Here is a 20,305-nt window from a genome sequence, read left to right on the forward strand (position 1 = left end):
TCGGTGTAGACGTCGCAATCCACACCGAACCCGGAAGGCCCTCACCCGTTCAAGATCCCTCAGCCGAGACCTGCATCACCCGTCCACAACCTCCCGAGACAGAACAGCTAGTGCGGTGGCCAGGACTGCGAGGGTGGCAGTGCGGGCGGGTCCGCGGGGAGGCAGCGCGTAGGAGCTGAGGGCGAAGCCGTAGGCGGTCTCGGGCCGCCAGGTGGCGCTGTCGGCGACGACGAGTTCGACCCGGTCGTCCAGACCGCGGGCGCAGGCGCTGGCGCGGGTGGAGGCGATGGCACGGGGAGCGAGGTCCACTCCGGTGACGCGCCAGCCGCGTGCGGCGAGCGCGAGGGCGTTGCCGCCGGCGCCGCAGCCCAGGTCCAGGGCCCTTCCCGGGGGAAGGCCCTCGGAGGGGGCCAGGAGCATCAGGTCCGGGGCGGCGGTGTCGCTGCCGTCGCCGGTGTAGAGGTCATCCCAGTCGAAGTCCGGGTACCCGGTCGCTCCGGGGCCGTGAACCTGGTTGCCGTCGGGCGTGCCGCAAGCGTGGCCGGTGTTGTGGGTCACAGTTCCTCCAGCGGGAATGAGGTCGAGCGAATGACCGTTGGTCAGTAGTATGACCAGCGGTCATTCGATCCCGTCAAGTCCCTTCGGAGGCATCCCGTGAACCCCACCGCCCAGTACGACACCGTGATCATCGGCGGCGGGCCGGCCGGCCTGACCGCCGCGCTGACCCTGACCCGCTACCGCCACCGCACCCTGGTCATCGAGTCCCCCGCCCCGCCCCGCAACGCCGCATCCCGCGGTGTCCACGGCCTGATCGGCCTGGAAGGCGCCACCCCCGACGAGCTGCGTACCCGCGCCTGGCAGGAGCTGGACGGCTACGGACTGGCCCAGCGGCTCGATGCCGCGGGCGGCGAGATCACCCCGCTGGCCGGCGACGGCTTCACCGTGCGCGCGGACGACGGGACGACGGCCTGGGCCCGGAACGTGATCCTGGCCACCGGTGTCATCGACCAGCACCCCGACGGCGTGGACGGTTTCGCCGCATGCTGGGGCCGCACGGTGATTCACTGCCCGTTCTGTATCGGCGAGGAGAACGCGGACCGCACCTGGGCCCTGGTCGCCGACAACCCCCGCTACCTCGGCATGGCCGCCACCGCCTTCCGCGCCTGGACCGGCGACACCATCGCCATCGCTCCGCCCTCCCTGCCCGGCGCCGACGACCTGCGCCGCAGCCTGCGCGAGCAGGGCAGCGACCTCGTCCAGGGCGAGATCACCCGCCTGCACCACACCGACGGCGACCTGCACGCCGTGGAGCTGGCCGACGGCACCCTCCTCAAGCGCCAGACTTTGCTCTGGCCCCAGCCCCAGCGGCAGGTCCCCCTCGTCGAACGCCTGGCCGCGGACCACGGACTCGCGCTGAGCGAGGGCTACGTCGCCGTGGACGACAGCCGCCAGACCAGCATCCCCGGCCTCTACGCCGCCGGAGACCTGACCGGCCAGACCTGGGAACAGGGAGTCGTCCCCGCCGTCACCGCCGCAAGTGCCGCCGCCGACGCCATCCACTTCGCCCATCTGGCCTGACGGCCCCGACACCCCCACCGGAGCCCTCCGTGCCCGAGCAGGACTTCACCGACTACATCGACCGCGTCGGCGGCCACCTCGGCGACCGCACCCCCCTCTACCAGGACGTCGCCGCCCACAGTCGAGCCCGCCGCGTCCTCTACCCCGGCAGCTACCTCGACCTCGCCCCCTCCTACCACTGGCCCGACGTCACCTACCTCGACGCCGACGCCCGCGCCCGCAAAGCCTTCCAGGGCCCCGACGCCGCCACTCTCGCCACCCGGCACAAGCAATACCCCGAACAACCCCGCATCGCGTTCGTCCCCGGCGACTACACCCGCACTCTCGCGGAACTCCCCGCGGCCGAATGGGATCTGGTGATCTCCCTGTACGCGGGCCCCGTCTCCGAACACGCCACCCGCTGCCTGCGCCCCGGAGGCTGGCTCCTGGCCAACAACAGCCACGCCGACGCCGGCCTCGCCCACCTCGACCCCCGCTACCGGCTCGCCGCCGTCCTCCACCACCGCTCCGGCCGCTACCGCCTCACCACCGACGACCTCGACCGCTACCTCCAACCCAAACGCCCGCCCCACCCCACCCGCGAACAACTCCACGCCACCGGCAGAGGCACCGCCTACACCCACCCGGCCGCCGCCTACCTCTTCCGCCTCCACCCCCACACGCGCGAACGGTAGACCCGACCCGGAATCCCACCGGAACCCGGCAGGCCAGCACCACTGAACGAGCCCGTACGTGCCAGGCGCCCGGGCGGGGAGAGTAACGACCCCGCCCGGGGGCCTGGCACGTTCACCTCACCCACTTGTACGCGCCGTCCTCCCCGCCAGCGTCGCGGTCATCGCCGTTGAGCAGGTCGTTCACCTCGTCCTCGGTGAGCTCGCGCGTCCCACCCATGGCCCTCATGAGGCCGACCCGCCCGACGCCGGCTCAGGCGGCCTGGCTGAGGTCGGCGGCGGTCAGGTCCTGCTCGCGGAGCTGGGTGAAGTCGACGTCCAGTTTCGGGTCGTACGCGTCGGGCTGGACGCCGAGCTCGTGTGTGGAGTGCTCGCCGAACCGGTTGATGTGCTCGGTCAGGTACGGCGGGATGCGGACCAGGTCCTCCGGCTCGATCTCCCAGCCTTCCTCCAACAGCTGCCGGATGATCTCCGCGATGTCCAGGGCGTTGTGAAGAATGACCGAGTTCGTGAGCAGCGCGTTGAGCTTCATCGCCTTCTCCTGCTCGACCGGGTCGCTGTCCGCGATGACCCCGCGGTTGCCGAAGCCGATCCACTGCGAGAAGCCGTTGAATGCTTCGGCCTTGTTCGTCGCCGCGGTCACCCGCCGGCGAACCGCCGGATCACAGAGGTACCGCAGCGGCTGGACGGTGCGGATCACGCAGCCGACCTCGCGAAAGGCGGCGTAGGTGGCGTTCTTCTCGGAGCCCGAGCGCAGCCGCTTGAGCAGCGTGGACGAGGAGATCGCCCCCTCCCGTACGGAGACGGCGACCTTCATCAGGTGCCGGAACTGGGACTCGATCAGGTCCCGGTCGATGACGTTCTTCCCCACCTCGCCGAACAGGACGTCGATGTACACGTATTCGGTGGTCTTGGCCGGCCGGCAGAAGGTCAGGTGCCCTTCCAGTTCCTGATCCTGGGCATGAGGTCGAAGGCGAGCAGGTGGGCGAGCGCGAACACCGGCTGGGACTGGCCCTGGGTGTCCGCGTGCACCGTGGTCGACTTCACCTCGGAGGAGTTCGTCAGCAGGCCCTCGATGATGTAGACGACCTCCCGCACCCCGCACGGGATGAAGTGCATGAACAGCGCGACATAGGTGTCGGAGATGTGGTGATAGGCGATCCCGCCCGGCTTGCCGTACCGGACGGACGTCTCGGCGAGCAGGTTGTCGAGGTAGGTGTCCATGTGGGTGCCGTCGGTGGCCACCGTGGTGCCGTCGCCCCACGCCTGGGAGATGTCCAGACGGGCGTGCGCGTTGACCAGGTCGGCGATTGCCTCGTTCAACAGCACGATTGGAAAAGTGCCGGTTCGCCGTGTACGCCAGCTCGTGACCCGAGACTCCAGGGATGTGCCGGGCGGCCTCGTACGGGCCCAAGTTGGTGCCCTTGACGAAGGTCGTGATGACGTAACGGCCGAACGGGTCGTCCAGCTTCGGCTCGTTGCCGGACGCCGGACCAAAGCGCTGCCACCAGTCCACCCAGTACGCGGTCCTCGCCACGATCCCCATGAGCGAGCGCTCCGGCATCCTGGCCTTGACCTCCTGCTCCAGGCGCCTCGCCGAGGGCCGCTGTCCCTCAGAGCGGTCGGCTTCAGCGACAGGAGCGTCCACGGCGTCGAAGTGTGCGTGCCCGCTGTCGCGGTGAGCCTGCGCGGCCAGCCACGCGGCGACACCGATGGCGTGCGGATCCTCGGACTCCTGGGCCGCCACCATGCCGCGCTCGACGGCGCGCCACAGCAAAGCGGCGTCGGGCTGGTAGGCGGGGAAGAACTGGCTGAGGGCGTATGTCTCGGCAGCACTTCCGCAATCCGCAACACCATGGGCAGCTTCGGCATCTGCCACCGTCCGCCCCTCGCTCTGCTTCACCCAGTTCGTGGAGGGCCCCAGCAGCCCGGCCAGCACCTCCCGGCTCATCCCGCGACGTACCCGCAGCACCCGGACCCGCTGCCCGAGGCCACCGGCTCGCTCCCGTAGCTCCCACCCACCGTCACCGCGGCGACCCTTTTCCCGGTTCCCTCACCAGCCTAGGGATTGCTTGCCGCGGGGTCCGGTGAACGGTCCGATGGCGTCCCGTCACCGACGCCGACCATCCGGTGCGGTGGCTCCGGTGGCTCTTGGGCGCGCTGGATTGTCGGTCGTGGATGCTGCAATGGGTCACACACAAGGCGAATGATCCAACTGACGACGAGGAGCCGCATGACCAGCCCACAGAACCCGGAAACCACCGCTCTGTTGCAGAACTTGGCGCACAGCATGGCCAAGAGGGCACCCAAGGGGTGGCAGCGGATATCGCTCAGCGCCCATGCCGACGACCACGGTGTGGGCACTCACGGAGTGGTCCACGTTCTCGCAGACGGCGAGCCGCGCCTCGCATCCGGGCGAAGCGGTTTCGACGAGACCGGAGCCAAGACTCTGGGCCGGATCTTCGACCTCGACGACACCGGGGCCGACAGGCTGACCGTCGACCTGATGGTGCACCCGGACGGCGGGTTCGAGGCGGTGACCAGCCGGGCGATCGTGCAGCAGTCGGGAAACACCCTCGGAGAAGGGGGCCATGTCTACGTTCTGCGGTCCGATGTACGGCCCCCCGACGCCGGTGACCTGCAAGCAGGCCCTGCGGACCCGAGGCAGGCAGGAGATCCGCACGAGGCGGTGCAGTTGCTGTGGGCGTATCTGCGGAAGCGGGCAGAGATCTTTGGCTGGGAGGCGGGGCGCCTGGAGCGTTTCGAGGACGTGCTGCCCGCTCCCCGGACAGTCGAGGAGATCGAGGAGCTGGAACAGGGGCTCGACATGCGGCTGCCGTCCGATCTGCGCGCGCTGTACGCCGTGGCCGACGGTGACGACGGGGACTGCGGCGCCCGGCTCTTCGACCGCCACCCCTGGCTGGATCTGGACCAGTTGGTCTCCAGGCACCACGCGGACCACTGGTGGGCGGCGGACGAGAGCTGGACGTACCACACGCTCGGTGCGGAGCGCTCCGATGGTCTGCCCCACGCCGCCGTACGTGGCTCTGTCGATCGTCCGGGATGGATCGTCTTCGCGGAGAGCACCGGCGGCGACTTCCTGGCCGTCGACATGGACCCGGCTGAACACGGCCGTCCGGGCCAGGTCATCCGCGTGGGGCTGCACCATGACGACGGTCCCGTGTACGTGGCCGACTCGGTGACCGCACTGTTGCGGCTGCAATTGGCGGCGCTGGAGCGCGGCGCCTACACATGCGACGCCGCCTCCGAGGAGTTGTGGATCGACGCGGGGCTGCCGGAGGACCGCGGCGACTTCCCCCACGGCGCGGACAGCGGAACGGACAGTGTGGACGCGGCCGCGCAGACCCCCGTGCACCATGCCTCTGTGACCTGCGACGCGGAGCTGCTGCCGCTGGCCGGGCACCCGACGCTGGCATCCGTGACCGTCCTGTCGGCGGAACCCGTCTCACTGGCCCCGTTGCGGGACTGCCCCAGGCTCTATGGACTGGATCTGTCCCGGGCGGCGGTGCGCGATCTCGAGGTGGTCGCCGGGATGCCGGGGCTGCGATACCTGTCGATGCGTCAGGAGCAGTGGCGCGCACTGACCGAAAGCACCGGCCGACCTCCCGGCCTGGCCGCCGCCGTGCTGACCGACGCCTCCTCACCCGCAGCTCTCGCCACGTGGGCCAAGCATCTCGACGGCAGCGACGACGACTTCCGCTGTTACGCCGGCCGCCTGCCGGAGGACGGGTAGGCCCCTCGAACACCCCTGGTGTGCCCGAGCCGGCGGTCGCGACTGCCGCGGCCGCCAGCTCCCTGCCGGGGCCCTGCGGGCCGTTCACGACTGGGATTGTCGTCGCGGTGGGGAGTCGGGACTCTCGCGGGACGACGACACCCGTGCCGCAGCAGTCTCAACCGCCCCCTGCGAGCACAACCATTCGATTCTACAAACGGTCTGCCTCCGAAAAGGGCGCTCGGGCGCCCGCGCTCCGGCCGAGCCCGGGCGAAGGACTGCGCTCCGTCTCAGAGAAAGCAAGAGGACCCTGTATGCGCACGCGCGCGCTTGTCACAGCAGCGACCCTGACCGCCCTCGCCGCCGGAGGCCTGGCGGCCCCCCTGGCGACGGCCGCGCCGGCTGATGCCGAGCCCGCGCAGCAGCGGGACGACTTCAACGGCGACGGCTACGGCGACGTGGCGGTCGGGGTGCCCGCGGCCGACGGCAAGGCCGGTGCCGTGGTCGTGACGTACGGTTCGGCGTCCGGGATCTCCCCCTCCCGCTCGGTGCGCATCACCCAGGACACCGCGGGCATTCCGGGCGTCGCCGAGCCCGGCGACCAGTTCGGGGAGAACGTGACCAGCGGCGATGTGAACCACGACGGCTACGCCGACCTGATCGTCGGCGCCCCGTACGAGGAGGTGGCCGGCAAGCCCGACGGCAGCCTCACCGTCGTCTGGGGCGGCGCCCGAGGCCTGACGGGCGGCGGCGTCGCCCTCGCCGCTCCCACCGGGGAGGACCGCAACTTCGGCCAGGGCGCCGCCTTCAGCGATCTCGACGGAGACGGCACCGCACAGCTCCAGGTCGTCAGCGGACGCCACTTCTGGTGGTACCCGGAGACGACGCCCAGGGGCGACGGCAGCGACACACCGCTCGGGCTGGAGGACGACTTCCTCCCCGACGACGTGCAGTTGGACGGCGTGGCAGCGGGGCGCTTCGCGGGAGGCTCCCACAGCGACTTCGTGCTCCACGGGAAGCGCGGGAACGGCGGCGCCTATCTGGCGACCTTCCGCGGCGGTGCGGGCGACATCGGGTACCACCACCAGGTGCTCTCCGACGGCGGCACCGAAGTGCGCTCGGTCGCCACCGGCGACATCGACAACGACGGCCGAACCGACCTGGTCACCGGCGAGCCGGCCGCCGGCCAGGTGGGCGGCTCGGTCACCGTGCGGTGGGGCGCGCCGGACGGACTGGGCACCGGACCGAAGCCGGTCGGCTACGACCAGAACAGCCCCGGGGTGCCGGGCACCGGCGAGAGCGGCGACAGCTTCGGGGCCGACGTCTCCGTCCGCGACGTGACCGGCGACGGCTACGCGGACCTCGCCGTCGGCGTCCCCGACGAGGTCGTACGCGGCAGCAGGGCCGGCAGCGTCGTCCTCCTCAAGGGCTCGGCCGACGGCCTCAGCGCCATCGGGGCGCAGACGTTCCACCAGGAGACGACCGGCGTCCCCGGTATCGGCGAGGAGGGCGACCGTTTCGGGTCCGGCGTACATCTCTCCGACGTCGACGGGAACGGGCGGGCCGACCTGTTCGCGGGGGCCGACAGCGAGGACATCGGCACGGTACGGGACGCGGGTGCGCTCTGGGTGCTGCGCAGCACCTCCTCCGGGCTGACGATCCGCGACATCACCTCGTTCAACGGCACCGACGTCGGCTTCACCGGAAACACCGGACTCCGCTTCGGCCAGGTCTTCGACCACTGACCCCAGCGCCCGAGGACACTGCCGTGGGGCCCGCCGCGTCGGGAGGGACGGCGGGCCCGCGGCGGGGCCCGGCGGGCCGCACCTGGCGGCCGGGATGTCACGGTGGGCCGCTAGGGTGCGGGCATGAGCGCCTCCGGCGGCAACGGGTACGAGCGGCTCCAGCGGGATGCCCTGCGGATGCGGACGTCGTCCGCGGCGGAACGGAGGGCCTCCCTCCGTCAGCAGCGGACCACCCCGGTCAATGCGCGGCGCGCCCTCATGCTGACCGGGGCGGTGTACCTGGCCGGCGGGATCGGTGAGACGGTCAAGGCAGTGCATGGGGACGCTTCCGCGCCCGTCGTCGGCGTGCTCGTGGCCGCCACCGCGCTGTCCGCCCTCATGATCGAGCTGGCGCGGCGCGGCCGCACCCGGCTCGGGTTCACCGTTTTCGTGGCCGGAGTGGTCGTCCTCTCCCTCTTCGGAGCCCTGTAGCCCCGGTGCCGGGTGGCGCAGTGACGGTGCGTGGGTACCGGTGGCAGCGGCGAGGCCATCGGTGCCAGGAGGTGGGAGGCACCCGGCGCTCGGACAAGCCGGCCTGCACCGTCCCAAGCCGTGACGCCCCGCATAGAGGCATGATCGGCTGATGAATGACCGGCTGGGGGTGGGAACACCAGCTGTTCCCACCCCCAACTGCACTGCACCTCACCCACACCAAAGGAGAGAGAGTGTCTGACGGCATCCTGTGGCTGCCAGATACCTGGAACACGCCGAACCTGTTCATCACTTTCGCCCGAGGCTTGAGCCCGCACGATCTCGCCGTTCGGCTCGGCGCCGAGCCGACAGGATTCCTCGGCCCGATCACCATGGCAGAGGCCGAGTCCCTCACCGGCCGGGAGAAAGCGGCACGGACAGCCCGTTTCGGCGAATGCGCGGGCTGGTCCTTCGCGGTCGAACAAGGCTGGCCGTCCAAAGCATGGTGGGCCCACCCGCCCATGTCAGCGGGCGGGGTCGAAGTGCTGCACCTCACGCCGAAGCCCGACGACCCGCCCAAAGAAGTCTGGTACTACCGCGACGGTGCGACGGTCGGGTGGTTCAACATCGGTGAGCGCCCCGACGACGGGACGGAGTTCCTGATCCCCGCGCTGAAAGAGGCCGGCTTCTTCGACACCACGTCACGCGAGGACGAGGTGCTGACCACACTGCGGGTCCTACAGGAGCACTTCAGGCTGTCGCTGCCGCGCCAGCAGATCCTCACCGGGCTTCTTCCCGCCGCAGTGACCGCGACGACGACGCCGGAAAACCTGGGAGACTGACAAGCCGTTCGTCCGGTCAGGGTTCGCCCTGTCGACGACTTCACGTAGCCGTTCATCGGCGGCGGGCGCGGAGCAGGAACCGAAGGCCCTCTCTCTGGCTGGTTCGTCAACCGCCCCTCGGTGACCAGGAAGTCGGCCGGCTTGGCCAGGCTCCAGGTCGCAGGACGGCAGACCGTCCTCGGCCGGATCTTGGCGATCCTCTTGGTCCCGCGCCGCTCGGGCCGGGTGAATGTCCCGGGCCGACAGCCTTTGCACTCGGGTAGAGGGAGCGGAAGCCGTCGGCATTGTGGTTGTGGATCACATCCCGGACCCGGTCCGCGCGCTGGTGAACGTCACGTCGACGATCTTCGCCACGGGCATGCCCTGCGCGGACAGCAGCACCCTCTGTGCCATCCACCACGTCACCAACGATCCGCTGCCCCGGCGGATGATCGCAGCAGGAGCCGCCCGTCGTCATCGATCTCGCGGACGCGTACTCGGTCAGCCACCAGCGCAGCTTCCCTGACGCGCCGCCGGCGAGTGTCATTCCGTCGGCGTGCCGATCCGAAGCCGGTTGCCGTCAGGGTCGCACAGCTCGATCTCACGCGCCCACGGAGCGTCCTTTGCCTGCACACCGAACTCGGAGGCGATGGCGTCGACATCACGCATGCGGAGGTAGACCAATGTGTCGGGACGTGCGTCGCCCTTGTGTTCCGACAAGAACAACCGCACCCCGCCCCGGGCGACCTCGACGAACGCGGGAAGTCCCGGTTCGAAGCGGTGTTCCCATTGCCTGGCGAAGCCCAGTCGCTCGTACCACGCGACCGCCGCCGCAGCGTCCTCGACGTGAAGAATGGGGATGACTTCCTCGTCCATGGCGCCATCGTCGCAGACCGCCCAGGGCGAACGTTGCCTGATGCGGCACTTGCCCCTCGCGGCCCGCGAAGCCGTTCACAGCTCATACCGGCACACCTTCGGCGGCAGTCGGTGACCCGTGCGGGCCAGCAGCCGCCGAGTACGTGGCGGCTGCCCCCGCTGTCAGGGCTTTGAGGCCGAGTCGAGCTGAGCGCTCCGGGCTGCTTCGCAGACGCGCGTGTGCGAGTCGGCTCCCCGGCTTCGGCAGTGGGCATCGCGGTAGTCGTCGACGTGCCGTGCAGTGGCCGACTGCGGCGGCGCGGGCCCTCCGCGTTCACGGGCCTAATTCGCGTGCCGTGCGTGAACCCTGCCCTTTACACTCCTCCGGTACGGCTGTTGGAGGGTGGGAATGCTTGCGGACATCGGGCACGGGGCAGCTGCGGCCACGCGGCTCGCGGAGGGTATGCCGCTTCACAGCGTGCTTGATGTCGCCGACCCCGATGGCTGGCTCGCGCTGGATGCAGCGGTACGTGGGGTGGCCTGGAACCGCCCGCGGTTCCTGACGGAGTGGGAGCCCTCCGCCCCGCTGCCCGCAGGCCTGACTCAGCTCGGCGAGTCGCGCCTCGCGCTCGCCCTCTGCCACCGCGACGGGCGGATCCGTCAGAAGGCGGTGCGCCAGTCGGCCCGATTCCCCGGTCTGCTGCCATTGGTCGTGGTCCGGTGCGCCGATTGGGCCGGCCCCGTGCGCGAGCAGGCCCGGCAGGTGCTGCGCGAGGCTCTGACCGTGGACTCCGCCCTCGGCCTCACGCCGATCATCCTTCGCGTCGGCCGCCGCGACAGAGGTGCCTTCGGGGTCGATGTGCTCGGCCAGGTCCTGCGCAAGGCATCTCATGGACAGCTCGCCGTACTCTTCGCTCACCCCGACCGCACCGTCCGGCGGTTCGCCTACCGGCTGGCCATCGAGGGCCGCCTGCTCGGTCCCGCTGAGCTGGCCCGCGCGGCCGCCCGGGACCAGGACAACGTGGTCCAGGACCTGTGTGCCACAGCAGCGCTGGCGGTTCTGGGAGATGAGGACGCCTACGAGGACGTGCTGCCGCCGCTGCTGTCCGCACGCAACCCGCGCACCCGTTCGGCCGGTGTGACCGCGCTGAGACGTGCCGGGCGCTCACAGCAGGCGGAGACGTTCCTCAGCGACCGTTCCGCGCTCGTGCGCGCTTGCGCCCGGTATGTCGTACGACAGCAGGGAAGTGACCCGGCGGCCTGGTACCGCCAGCGGTGCAGGGCGCCGGACGATCCCGAGTTGCAGCCCGGCGCGGTCATCGGGCTGGCCGAGTGCGGGAACCGCGCAGACGCCGGGCTGCTGCGGCCGTTTCTCGCGCACCCCGTGGCCGGGGTGCGGGCGCGAGCGGTGGCGGGGCTGCGGGTGCTGGACTGCGCGGATGCGGAGCAGTTGCGGCCGCTCCTCGACGATCCTGCCGCCGGTGTCGTCCGCGAGACCGCCTCCGCCCTGGAGCCCTCGGCCAAAGACCTGCCCGCCGACTGGCTGTTGGAGCGCACCGGTTCCGAGTGGCCACGGCACGTCCGCCTCGGCGCGTTCCGACTGCTCGACGCGTGCGGCGGCATCGTGGCGCTGCGGGCGGCAGTCGGTCTGCTCGAGGACCCGGATGTCAAGCTACGCACCTGGGCCGCGCAATCAGTGCAGCGCTGGCATCCGTCGCCGGTCGGGCGGCGCGGCGACGCGGAGGTGGGTGAACTGCTCGACCGGAGCCGACATCTCTTCAGCGACCACGTGCTGCGCCGGCGCAAGTGGGAAGCCGGGCTGGAGAGCCGAGACTCCACCGCGATCCGGGACTCTGCTCAGCCCTCGCCACCCGGTCACCCGAGTGACAGCACGCCTGGCTGGGGGTCAACCGTCGTGTTCCGGCTCAGGCGGGCGATGCGACGCTGATGCCGTGCCATTCTTCAAAAGGCCAGGTCCAGATAGTCGGTCCAGATGGTCGATGTCGTTGATAGCGGACATCCAGGATTCCCACGATGCAACTCCCATGAGAATTCACCTCGTGCACGGAAGTCCTGGACATTTCGTCCCTCTGGAGTTCGACGACGGCGGCGAGTGTCTGCGATGAACCGCCGAACTCATCTACGACGGCCCCCGAAGCGGAATGGGCCCCCGTCGCCCCGGCTCAGTGCAAAACCCGCCGCCGCGAGGACGAGAACCGCATCGACGCGCTCGCGGCCGGCAGCCCGGCATTGATGGGCCGTCAGGACATCTCCCCCGAAGAGCACCCAGGACCACGCGCCACCTGGCCATAGCGATAGGAGACGAGACCATCTGCTATCGCGCACTCTCCGACTGAGACGACAGGCTCCGAGTCCAAACAGCCAGCAGCCGAGTTCCCGGTTCGATTCCCACCTCCTGCGGACTGCGTGAAGCCCCGCCCGCGCGCAGGAAGGGCTTGCGCTCCACTCGCGGAAATCCGCCGGCGATCCGCCCGAGTGTTGCCGCGCCGGGACCGCCGCAACCTCGGTGCGGTCTCAGACCAGGGCGCTCTCTCTCAGTTCCCGGCGGGCTCTGGCCGCCGCGCCCACCGGGATCGCGTCGGCGCCCAGCGCGGCCCGCACCAGCCGGACCGGGTGGCCGCTGACCGGCGGCTCGGCGGCCAGCGCCTGCCGTACGAGGGGCTCCAGCAGCGGCCAGGCACCGCTGACGCCGCCGCCGACCACCACCGTGGTGACGTCGACCAGGCCCGCCGTCATCACGATGGCCCGCGCGAGGCCCCCGGCGGCGGCCCGGTAGACCGCGAGGGCGTTCGCGTCGCCGTGTCCGGCGGCGTCGGCGATCTCGCGGGCTGTGAGTCGGCGGCCGGTGCGCTCGGCGTACCGGGCGCACAGCGAACGCCCGGAGGCGAGGGTCTCCAGGTGGCCGCGGCCGCCGCAGGTGCAGGGCAGGTCGCCGAATCCGGGGATGTGCCCGATCTCGCCTGCCGCGCCGTGCGGTCCGGGGAACAGGGTGCCGCCGGTCCACAGCGCCCCGCCGACGCCGGTGCCCAGCGTGATGCCGAGGACGTCGGTCTCGCCGCGCACGGCGCCGCCGTACACCTCTCCGTACAGGAAGGCGTTGACGTCGTTGTCCAGGTAGGCCGGGACGCCGAGTGCCGACTCGACGGCGTCGGCGACCGCGAAGCCCGCCCAGCCGGTGAAGGAGTCGCTGGCCACCAGGATGCGTCCGGTGGCGGAGTCGACGACGCCGGCCGCGCCGGTGCCGACGCCGGCCAGCCGCCCGGGGGTGCGCTCCAGCAGGGGGGCCAGCGCGCCGAGCGCCTTGCCGATCATGGCTTGGCCGCCGTCGGCTGCCGGGGTCGCCGTCCCGGCGCGGTCCAGGACGGTCAGGTCCTCGGCGCAGAGCACCACTTCGGTGGTCGTTCCGCCGATGTCCATCCCGGCGAAGAGGGTGCGTTCCCGGGGGGTCAAGCCCTCGCCTCCGTCCGGCCCGCCGCCAGAGTGGCCAGGCGTTCGGCTCTGCGACCGCGCTGCACCACCGGGTCCGGCACCGGTACGGCGGCCAGCAGTCTGCGCGTGTAGTCGGTCTCCGGCCGCAACAGCGTGCTGCCGGTGTCACCCTGCTCCTCGATCCGTCCGGCGCGCATCACCAGGACGCGCTGCGCGAAGTGCTGGACGACGGCGAGGTCGTGGGACACGAAGAGGCAGGCGAAGCCCAGTTCGGCCTGGAGTTCGGAGATCACGTCGAGGACGGCCTCCTGCACGCTGACGTCGAGCGCGCTGGTGGGTTCGTCGGCGACCAGGAGGCGGGGCTCCAGTACCAGAGCGCGGGCGAGGCTGACCCGTTGGCGCTGCCCGCCGGACAGTTCCCTGGGGGCCCGCCGGGCCACTTCGCGCGGCAGTCTGACCCGGTCCAGGACGGTGGCGACGCGGTCCTGGCGCTCCCGCGCGGTCAGCGACCGGCGGTGCACCCTGAGGGGTTCGGCAACGCATTCGCCGACGGTCATCCTGGCGTCCAGCGAGGCCACCGGGTCCTGCAGGACCACGCCGATGCCGGCCCGCAGCGCTCGGCGGGCCCGGGAGCGGGTGCGGGCCAGGCCGGTGCCGAACAGCGAGACGGTGCCCTCGGTCGGTGGGACCAGACCGAGCGCGACCCGGGAGGCGGTCGACTTGCCGGAACCGGACTCGCCGACCAGGCCGAGGGTCTCGCCCTGGTGCACGGTGAGGGAGACCCTGTCCAGCGCCCGTACGGCGCTTCTGCCCCGTCCGAAGACGACGGAGACGCCGTCCAGTTCGACGACCGGCTCGGTTCCGGCGACGGGTGCGGCGGGCCGTGCCGCCTGCGCCGCGCTCCCCTCGGCGACGGAGAGGCGCGGCACCGCGGCCAGCAGCCGCCGGGTGTACTCGTGGGAGGGGCGCAGCAGCACGTCCTCGACGGGGCCGGTCTCGACGACGGTGCCCTGGTACATCACCGCGACCCGGTCGGCGAAGTCGGCGACCACGCCCATGTTGTGGGTGACCAGCAGCACGCCGGTGCCGGTCTCGGCGGCGAGGCGGCGCAGCAGGTCGAGGATCTCGGCCTGGACCGTGACGTCGAGTGCGGTGGTCGGCTCGTCGGCGATGAGCAGCGCGGGTTCGTTGGCGATGGCCATGGCGATGACGACGCGCTGGCGCTGGCCGCCGGAGAGCTGGAAAGGGTAGGCCGAGGCCCGCTTCTCCGGTTCGGGGATGCCGACGCGGCGCAGGAGATCGACGGCCTCGGCGGCGGCTTCCTTGGCGGAGACGTCGCGGTGGTTGCGGATGACCTCGGCGATCTGCTTGCCGACGCGGGTGAGCGGGTCCAGGGCTGTGGCCGGTTCCTGGAAGACCATGGAGACGGTCCGGCCGCGCAGGCCGGCGAGTGCGGCTTCGCCGGCGCCGACGACTTCGGTGCCGGCGACGGCGGCGCTCCCGGTGGCGCGGGCGTTTCCGGCGAGCAGGCCCGTCGCGGCGAGCGCGACGGTGGATTTGCCGGAGCCGGACTCGCCGACGAGGGCGAGGGTCTCGCCGGGTTCGACCAGCAGGGACACGCCGCGGACGGCGGGCACCTCGCCGGACTGGGTGGTGAAGACGACGCCGAGGTCGTCGAGTTGCAGGATGGGCCCGGCCGCCGGTGCGGCGGGGCGTTCGGTGGCGGTCATCCGCGTCCCCTCACGTCGAATGCGTCGCGGAGCCCGTCCCCGATCGCGTTGAACGCCCACACCACCAGGATGATGGCGAGGCCCGGCGGCAGGATGAGCCACCAGTAGCCGGAGTAGGCGGCGGTGAGGCCGGCCGTCAGCATGCCGCCCCAGTCGGTGGCCGGCGGCTGGACGCCCAGGCCCAGGTAGGAGACGTAGGCGACCAGCAGGATGGCGTCGGCGATCTGGAAGGTGGCCGCGACGACGATGGTGGAGACCGAGTTGGGCAGGATGTGCCGGGTGATGGCCCTGGAGTGGGTGCCGCCGATGGCGCGCAGCGTCAGGACGTAGTCGCGGTTCTTCAGGGTGAGCGTCTCGGCGCGGACCAGCCGCGAGGGCACCAGCCAGGAGACGAAGCCGAGGATGAGCACGAGGCCGCCGAGGCCGGGCGTGGTGATGGCGGAGACCACCAGCAGGATGAACAGGGCGGGGATGGCGATGCCGGCGTCCACGATCCGCATCATGACCGCGTCGATCCAGCCGCCCGCGTAGCCGGCGGCGGCGCCCCACAGGGTGCCGATGACGGTGGCGAGGACGCCGGCGGCGAGGCCGACGGTCATCGACACCTTGCCGCCGTACATCAGCCGGCCCAGTTGGTCGTGGCCGACGGCGTCGGTGCCCAGCCAGTGTGCGCCGCTGGGGGCGAGGTTGACCTGGTGCAGCAGGGTGTGGGTCTGGTCGGTGGAGTAGACCAGCGGGCCCGCGAAGCAGAACAGGACGAAGAAGACGACGACGCCGAGACCGACGACCGCGAGCCGGTTGCGCAGGAAGCGCCGGACAGCCAGCCGGGTTCCGGACGCCGCGGGCTCGGCGGTGGTGGGCGTGCCGGGGGTGCGGCCCGGCTGCATGACTGTGCTCATGACCGGCCTGCCTTCACTCGGGGGTCGATGATCCGCTGGACGATGTCGGCGAGCAGCGTGCCGGTCACCGTGGCGACCGCGATGATCAGCACGCAGCCGAGCAGCACCGGGTAGTCGGAGGACTGTGCGGCGGTCCAGAAGAGCAGGCCCATGCCGGGGTAGTTGAAGAGCTGCTCGACGACCAGGGCGCCGCCGAACAGCACCGGCACGTAGTAGCCGAGCATGGCGACCACCGGGGTCAGCGAGTTACGGAAGACGTGCCGCCACAGGATGGCCCGGGAGCGGGAGCCGCCGGCCCGGGCGGTCCTGACGTAGTCCTCGGAGAGGTTCTCCAGGGTGGCGGCGCGCATGTAGCGGCTGAAGACGGCGATCATCGAGGCGGCGCCGGCGGCGACGGGCAGCACCAGTCCCTGCGGGTCGGCGAGCACCTCGCCCAGTGTGTGCCCCTGCGGGGCCTGGGAGGGGAACCACGGCAGCGCCTGGCTGAAGACCAGCACCAGGATCAGCCCGAGGAAGTACACGGGCGTGGAGTAGGCGATGAAACTCAGCGTGGTGATGACGTAGTCGACCGGCTTGTTCCGCCTCATGGCCTGCCACATGCCCAGCGGCACGGCCAGCAGCAGGCCGACGACCGCCGAGAGGACGGTCAGCAGCAGGGTCTTCGGCAGCCGCTCGGTGATCAGCTGCGACACCGGCTCGTTGAGTGTGTAGGAGGTGCCGAGGTCGCCGTGTGCCAGTTGCCCCAGGTAGTAGAGGTACTGCACGGGGAGGGGCTTGTCGAGGCCCTGCTCGTGGTCGAAGGCCGCGATCTGCTGTGCGGTGGCCTGCGGGCCGAGGATCCCGCGGGCGGGACCCCCGGGCAGGGCGTGCAGCAGGGCGAAGACGACGATCGTCACGATCAGGATGACCGCGGCGGCCTGCAGGACCCGTCTGATCAGGTATGTGGGAGTGCTCATCTGTGTTCCGTCGCTCGGGCTCGGTGGTGCGCGCGGTCGCGGTGACGGGCTACTTGGTCCACTTCCACATGGCGGGGTGGAAGTTGGCGAGTGAGTCCTGTGCGAAGCCGCCGAGTCCCTTCTTGACCACGGAGACCTGGTAGTCGGGTTCGGGCAGCCACACCACCGGGAGCTTCTCGGCGAGCGCTGCGCTGTACTCGCGCATGGCCTCGTCGGAGCCGGAGGTGGTGGTCCGGGCGACCAGCTTGTCCACCTCGGGGTCGGAGTAGTTGCCGAAGTTGGAGCCGCCGCCGCTGGCGAAGAGCGAGTCGCCGCTGGGGTAGGCGGGGAAGTACCAGCTGCCGGCGGTGCCGAAGAAGGAGAGCTGCCACTTGCAGCTCGGTTCACTGGCCTTGCACTGGCCGGACTGCGAGAGGACGGAGTTGACCGGTGCGGTCTTGATGTGGAAGTCGATGCCGGTCTTGGCGAACGACGACTGCAGGGCGCTCATCATGTTGTCGGTCACGGTGGAGCCGGACTGCGAGAGCACCTGCATGGAGAACTTGGTGCCCTTGTCGACGCCCTTGCCGCAGTGGCCGTCGCCGTCGCCGGGGCTGGTGCACACCATGGTGCCGCCGCGCTCGCTCCAGCCGTGGTCGGTGAGCAGCTTGCGGGCCTTGGCGGTGTCGTAGGGGTAGGGGTTGTCCTGCTGCTTCTTCGAGACGAAGGAGGACTTCTGGCCCTGCGGGATCGGACCGTAGGTGGGCACCGCGGTGCCGTTGAAGACGACCTTGGAGAGCGTCTTCTGGTTCACCGACATCTGGATGGCCTGGCGGGCGTAGAGCTGCTTGAAGACCGGGCCCATCTTCGGGTTGTTGAAGTTGTAGGGCATGTAGGTGATGGCCCAGCCCGACCAGGGCCGGACGATGTACCCCTTGGCGGTGAACTGCGACTTCTGGCCGAGGTCGGTGGCCTTGATGTAGCCGTAGTCCACGGTGCCGGCCCGCAGTGCGTTCTCCTCGGCGTCGGTGGTGGTGAACGGCAGCAGGTTGACGTTCTTGATGTGGGCCTTGCCGCCGCCGTCGTACTCGGCGTTGGCGGTGAGCTGCACCTTTCCGGCGGTGGAGAACGACTTGAGGGTGTAGGGGCCGCTGACGGTCTTCCACAGCGGGTCGGTGGCGTAGCCGGAGATCTTCTTGGCGACTCCGTTGAGGTACTTCCAGACCTTCTTCGCTCCGGCGGGGGTGCGGTCCAGGTCGGAGACGGAGCCGGAGTCGCCGGTCTTGTCCCAGACGTGCTGCGGCATCGGGCGGATCATGCTCAGCTCGTTGGCGAGCATCCACTGCTGGTTGTAGGCCCGGTCGAAGGTGAGGGTGAAGTGGGTGTCGTCGACGGTCTTGAAGGACTTCCAGTTGTCGGGTGCCTTGCCGGGGCTGTAGCTGGCCCAGTCCTTCTTGTTCTCCTTGACGAGGTTGAACCAGAACTCCACGTCGCGGGAGGTGATGGGCTTGCCGTCGCTCCAGTGCCGGTCGCCGAGGGTGACGGTGACGCTCTTGCTGTCGTCGGCGAAGTCCGCGGCGGTGGCCAGCGAGTTGTCCTTGTTCCAGCCGACCTTGCCGGTGGAGCCGTCGTAGGCGATCAGCGGCTCCCACAGGGACTGGGATATGGAGGAGTTGTTGGTGTTCAGATGTGCGGCGGTGCCGATCGGGAGGATCCAGTTCGGTGTGAAGTTGGCCGGGAGCGCGTAGTTGATCGTGTCCGAGGCGCCGGAGGCGGACGAGGCGCCGCCACCGGAGCAGCCGGCCAGGAGTGCACCGGTGGTGGCGGTGGCGCCCGCGACGAGGGCCCAGCGGCGGCCGGCGGCCGTAGGAGCAGGGGACATGGCTCTCCTCAGGAAGTAGGACCCGAAGGGGGAGCCCGGTGAACCGGGCTGGCGCCGTCGGACCGGCGCTGTGTTCACGACAGCTAACGCCTGCTGCGGCCCGCACACAAACAAAGTTCTGTAACAAGTAAGTATCTGCGGTTATGGAAAAAGTTCGACCTACCCTGAGAACCGGCCACGATGCTGCACTTTGCAAGGTTTTGGGCAATTTTTATGGCTGGAAAAGATCATCAGGAACCGTTCCGCAACGCGCCGCCCGGGCGTACTGTCTCCGGCACACCCACCCATCGCGGAAGTTACTTCGTCCATGAATGAAATAAGTCCAGGGGGCTCCAAGGACGCGAAGGGCGCCTCGGCCCTCGCCCCGCGGATCCTGGAGCTCGTGGCGTCGGGACAGGCGTCCTCGCGCGCCGAGCTCGCCGGTCTGCTCGGTGCCGCCGCCTCCACGGTCTCGCTGGCCGTGAGCCGACTCGTCGAGCGCGGGCTCATCGCGGAGGAGGGCACTCAGGCGTCCACCGGCGGGCGGCCCCGCAAGGTGCTGCGGCTCGGCGGCACCGACGAGTTCGCCGTCGCCGCCGACCTCGGCGGACGGCATGCCCGCGTCGGCGTGGTGCTGCCCGGCGGCGGCGTCGCAGGCGTCTCGACCGTTCCCTTCGCCATCGACGAGGGACCCGAGGCGGCCCTGCCGCGGCTCGCCGAAACCCTGCAGGCACTGGCCGAGGACCACGGTCCCGGGCTGCGCGGCGTCGGCCTCTCGCTGCCGGGCCCGGTCGATGTCGTCTCGGGCTCGGTCGTCATGCCCGCCCGGATGCCCGGCTGGAACCGCTTCCCGATCATCTCCTGGCTCCAGGACCGCTTCGGCGTCCCGGCCGCAGCGGACAACGACGCCAACTGCATGGCGGTCGGTGAGCACACCGTGCGGCCCGCCGAACACCGGCAGTCGATCATGGTGAAGATCGGTTCCGCGATCGGTGCCGGAGTCATCGTCGACGGCCGGCTCTTCCGGGGCGCCACCGGAGCCGCCGGCGAGATCACCCACATCCGCGTCGTCGGCGGTGCCGAAACACCCTGCTCCTGCGGCAACACCGGCTGTCTGGAGACCGTGGCCTCCGGCGCCGCACTGGTCCGCATCCTGCGCGAGCGCGGCGCACACGTCGACCGCCTGGAGGATGTGGTGCGGCTCGCCGGCCATGGCGACCCCGAGGCCACCCGCGCCGTCCGCAAGGCCGGCGACTACCTGGGCCAGGTCCTGGCCGCCAACGTCAACTTCTTCAACCCCGACGCCGTCTACCTCGGCGGCATCCTCTCCACCCTGGAACCGTTCGTCGCCGCCGTGCGCAGCCAGCTGTACGAGAGCTGCCACCCGCTGGTCACCGAGCATCTCACCATCGAACGCGTCAGCCTCAGCGCCGACGCCGGGCTGGTGGGCGCCGGGCAGTTCGCGCTGCAGCGCGCTCTCGCCGACGCCCTGCGCCAGGTCGGCCGCACCGACCTGGCCTCCGGCCACCTCCCCTCCCCCGCTTCCCCCGCCGCGCCGGGCCCCCGCACCCCGTAGG

At 70.7% G+C, this 20,305-nt stretch carries 17 protein-coding genes and 2 pseudogenes; 8 read left to right on the top strand and 11 right to left on the bottom strand.

Annotated elements, in window-relative coordinates:
• Positions 1–75: 75 nt before the first annotated feature.
• Positions 76–558, bottom strand: coding sequence for a methyltransferase domain-containing protein (locus P2424_RS16105; protein ID WP_276476418.1), 483 nt, complete (start codon positions 556–558; stop codon positions 76–78).
• A 96-nt stretch (positions 559–654) separates the two neighbouring features.
• Here P2424_RS16105 and P2424_RS16110 point away from each other — a divergent pair, with 96 nt between their 5' ends.
• Together P2424_RS16110 and P2424_RS16115 are read left to right on the top strand one after the other, a co-directional pair.
• Positions 655–1,578 (top strand): NAD(P)/FAD-dependent oxidoreductase, encoded by a 924-nt coding sequence (locus P2424_RS16110; RefSeq protein WP_276476419.1) that lies wholly within the window; start codon positions 655–657, stop codon positions 1,576–1,578.
• Positions 1,579–1,607: 29 nt separating this feature from the next.
• Positions 1,608–2,252 (top strand): hypothetical protein, encoded by a 645-nt coding sequence (locus tag P2424_RS16115; RefSeq protein ID WP_276476420.1) that lies wholly within the window; start codon positions 1,608–1,610, stop codon positions 2,250–2,252.
• 250 nt (positions 2,253–2,502) lie between these two features.
• Here P2424_RS16115 and P2424_RS16120 read toward each other — a convergent pair whose 3' ends face one another.
• The 3 genes and pseudogenes from P2424_RS16120 to P2424_RS16130 form a co-directional block, all read right to left on the bottom strand.
• Positions 2,503–3,147, bottom strand: a complete 645-nt coding sequence (locus tag P2424_RS16120; RefSeq protein WP_276479000.1) for a Tn3 family transposase — start codon at positions 3,145–3,147, stop codon at positions 2,503–2,505.
• Between the two features lie 32 nt (positions 3,148–3,179).
• Positions 3,180–3,572: a Tn3 family transposase gene (locus P2424_RS16125; RefSeq protein ID WP_276476421.1), complete on the bottom strand. Its 393-nt coding sequence runs from the start codon at positions 3,570–3,572 to the stop codon at positions 3,180–3,182.
• 316 nt (positions 3,573–3,888) lie between these two features.
• Positions 3,889–4,200, bottom strand: a pseudogene (locus P2424_RS16130) (XRE family transcriptional regulator); the annotation flags it as partial.
• Positions 4,201–4,482: 282 nt separating this feature from the next.
• Between P2424_RS16130 and P2424_RS16135 the strand changes: the two are divergent.
• The 4 genes from P2424_RS16135 to P2424_RS16150 all read left to right on the top strand — a co-directional run bounded on the left by P2424_RS16135 (position 4,483) and on the right by P2424_RS16150 (position 9,019).
• Positions 4,483–6,003: an SMI1/KNR4 family protein gene (locus P2424_RS16135; RefSeq protein ID WP_276476422.1), complete on the top strand. Its 1,521-nt coding sequence runs from the start codon at positions 4,483–4,485 to the stop codon at positions 6,001–6,003.
• A 293-nt stretch (positions 6,004–6,296) separates the two neighbouring features.
• Positions 6,297–7,727 carry an FG-GAP repeat protein gene (locus tag P2424_RS16140; protein ID WP_276476423.1) on the top strand — a complete coding sequence of 477 codons (1,431 nt, stop codon included), beginning with the start codon at positions 6,297–6,299 and terminating at the stop codon, positions 7,725–7,727.
• A gap of 123 nt (positions 7,728–7,850) precedes the next feature.
• A complete protein-coding gene (locus P2424_RS16145) occupies positions 7,851–8,198 on the top strand; it encodes a hypothetical protein (protein ID WP_276476424.1) in 348 nt (115 codons plus the stop codon).
• A 233-nt stretch (positions 8,199–8,431) separates the two neighbouring features.
• Complete coding sequence (locus P2424_RS16150; RefSeq protein WP_276476425.1) at positions 8,432–9,019, top strand: hypothetical protein; 588 nt, start codon at positions 8,432–8,434, stop codon at positions 9,017–9,019.
• A gap of 113 nt (positions 9,020–9,132) precedes the next feature.
• Here the strand turns inward: P2424_RS16150 and P2424_RS31000 are convergent.
• Together P2424_RS31000 and P2424_RS16155 are read right to left on the bottom strand one after the other, a co-directional pair.
• A pseudogene (locus P2424_RS31000) lies at positions 9,133–9,507 on the bottom strand (IS630 family transposase); the annotation flags it as partial.
• 34 nt (positions 9,508–9,541) lie between these two features.
• Positions 9,542–9,874 (bottom strand): glyoxalase superfamily protein, encoded by a 333-nt coding sequence (locus P2424_RS16155; protein ID WP_276476426.1) that lies wholly within the window; start codon positions 9,872–9,874, stop codon positions 9,542–9,544.
• A gap of 442 nt (positions 9,875–10,316) precedes the next feature.
• Here P2424_RS16155 and P2424_RS16160 point away from each other — a divergent pair, with 442 nt between their 5' ends.
• On the top strand, positions 10,317–11,801 hold the full coding sequence (locus tag P2424_RS16160) for a hypothetical protein (RefSeq protein WP_276476427.1): 1,485 nt from the start codon (positions 10,317–10,319) through the stop codon (positions 11,799–11,801).
• Between the two features lie 587 nt (positions 11,802–12,388).
• Here P2424_RS16160 and P2424_RS16165 read toward each other — a convergent pair.
• The 5 genes from P2424_RS16165 to P2424_RS16185 are packed head-to-tail and all read right to left on the bottom strand — an operon-like array spanning position 12,389 to position 18,749.
• Positions 12,389–13,324, bottom strand: a complete 936-nt coding sequence (locus P2424_RS16165) for an ROK family protein (protein WP_276476428.1) — start codon at positions 13,322–13,324, stop codon at positions 12,389–12,391.
• On the bottom strand, positions 13,321–15,033 hold the full coding sequence (locus P2424_RS16170; protein WP_276476429.1) for an ABC transporter ATP-binding protein: 1,713 nt from the start codon (positions 15,031–15,033) through the stop codon (positions 13,321–13,323). Before P2424_RS16170 ends, P2424_RS16165 begins: the two co-directional genes overlap by 4 nt.
• Positions 15,030–15,932: an ABC transporter permease gene (locus tag P2424_RS16175; protein ID WP_276476430.1), complete on the bottom strand. Its 903-nt coding sequence runs from the start codon at positions 15,930–15,932 to the stop codon at positions 15,030–15,032. Before P2424_RS16175 ends, P2424_RS16170 begins: the two co-directional genes overlap by 4 nt.
• On the bottom strand, positions 15,929–16,888 hold the full coding sequence (locus P2424_RS16180; protein ID WP_276476431.1) for an ABC transporter permease: 960 nt from the start codon (positions 16,886–16,888) through the stop codon (positions 15,929–15,931). Before P2424_RS16180 ends, P2424_RS16175 begins: the two co-directional genes overlap by 4 nt.
• A gap of 49 nt (positions 16,889–16,937) precedes the next feature.
• A complete protein-coding gene (locus tag P2424_RS16185) occupies positions 16,938–18,749 on the bottom strand; it encodes a peptide ABC transporter substrate-binding protein (RefSeq protein ID WP_276476432.1) in 1,812 nt (603 codons plus the stop codon).
• Positions 18,750–19,056: 307 nt separating this feature from the next.
• Between P2424_RS16185 and P2424_RS16190 the strand changes: the two genes are divergently transcribed.
• Positions 19,057–20,304 (top strand): ROK family transcriptional regulator, encoded by a 1,248-nt coding sequence (locus tag P2424_RS16190; RefSeq protein WP_276476433.1) that lies wholly within the window; start codon positions 19,057–19,059, stop codon positions 20,302–20,304.
• The last annotated feature ends 1 nt before the right edge of the window (position 20,305 follow it).

The organism is Streptomyces sp. WMMB303, from assembly GCF_029351045.1.
Lineage (GTDB): Bacteria > Actinomycetota > Actinomycetes > Streptomycetales > Streptomycetaceae > Streptomyces.

Coding starts and splice junctions, on each gene's coding strand:
- P2424_RS16135 (WP_276476422.1), top strand. CDS start 4,483: ATGACCAGCCCACAGAACCCGGAAACCACCGCTCTGTTGCAGAACTTG.
- P2424_RS16140 (WP_276476423.1), top strand. CDS start 6,297: ATGCGCACGCGCGCGCTTGTCACAGCAGCGACCCTGACCGCCCTCGCC.
- P2424_RS16145 (WP_276476424.1), top strand. CDS start 7,851: ATGAGCGCCTCCGGCGGCAACGGGTACGAGCGGCTCCAGCGGGATGCC.
- P2424_RS16155 (WP_276476426.1), bottom strand. CDS start 9,874: ATGGACGAGGAAGTCATCCCCATTCTTCACGTCGAGGACGCTGCGGCG.
- P2424_RS16160 (WP_276476427.1), top strand. CDS start 10,317: ATGCCGCTTCACAGCGTGCTTGATGTCGCCGACCCCGATGGCTGGCTC.
- P2424_RS16170 (WP_276476429.1), bottom strand. CDS start 15,033: ATGACCGCCACCGAACGCCCCGCCGCACCGGCGGCCGGGCCCATCCTG.
- P2424_RS16175 (WP_276476430.1), bottom strand. CDS start 15,932: ATGAGCACAGTCATGCAGCCGGGCCGCACCCCCGGCACGCCCACCACC.
- P2424_RS16180 (WP_276476431.1), bottom strand. CDS start 16,888: ATGAGCACTCCCACATACCTGATCAGACGGGTCCTGCAGGCCGCCGCG.
- P2424_RS16185 (WP_276476432.1), bottom strand. CDS start 18,749: ATGTCCCCTGCTCCTACGGCCGCCGGCCGCCGCTGGGCCCTCGTCGCG.
- P2424_RS16190 (WP_276476433.1), top strand. CDS start 19,057: ATGAATGAAATAAGTCCAGGGGGCTCCAAGGACGCGAAGGGCGCCTCG.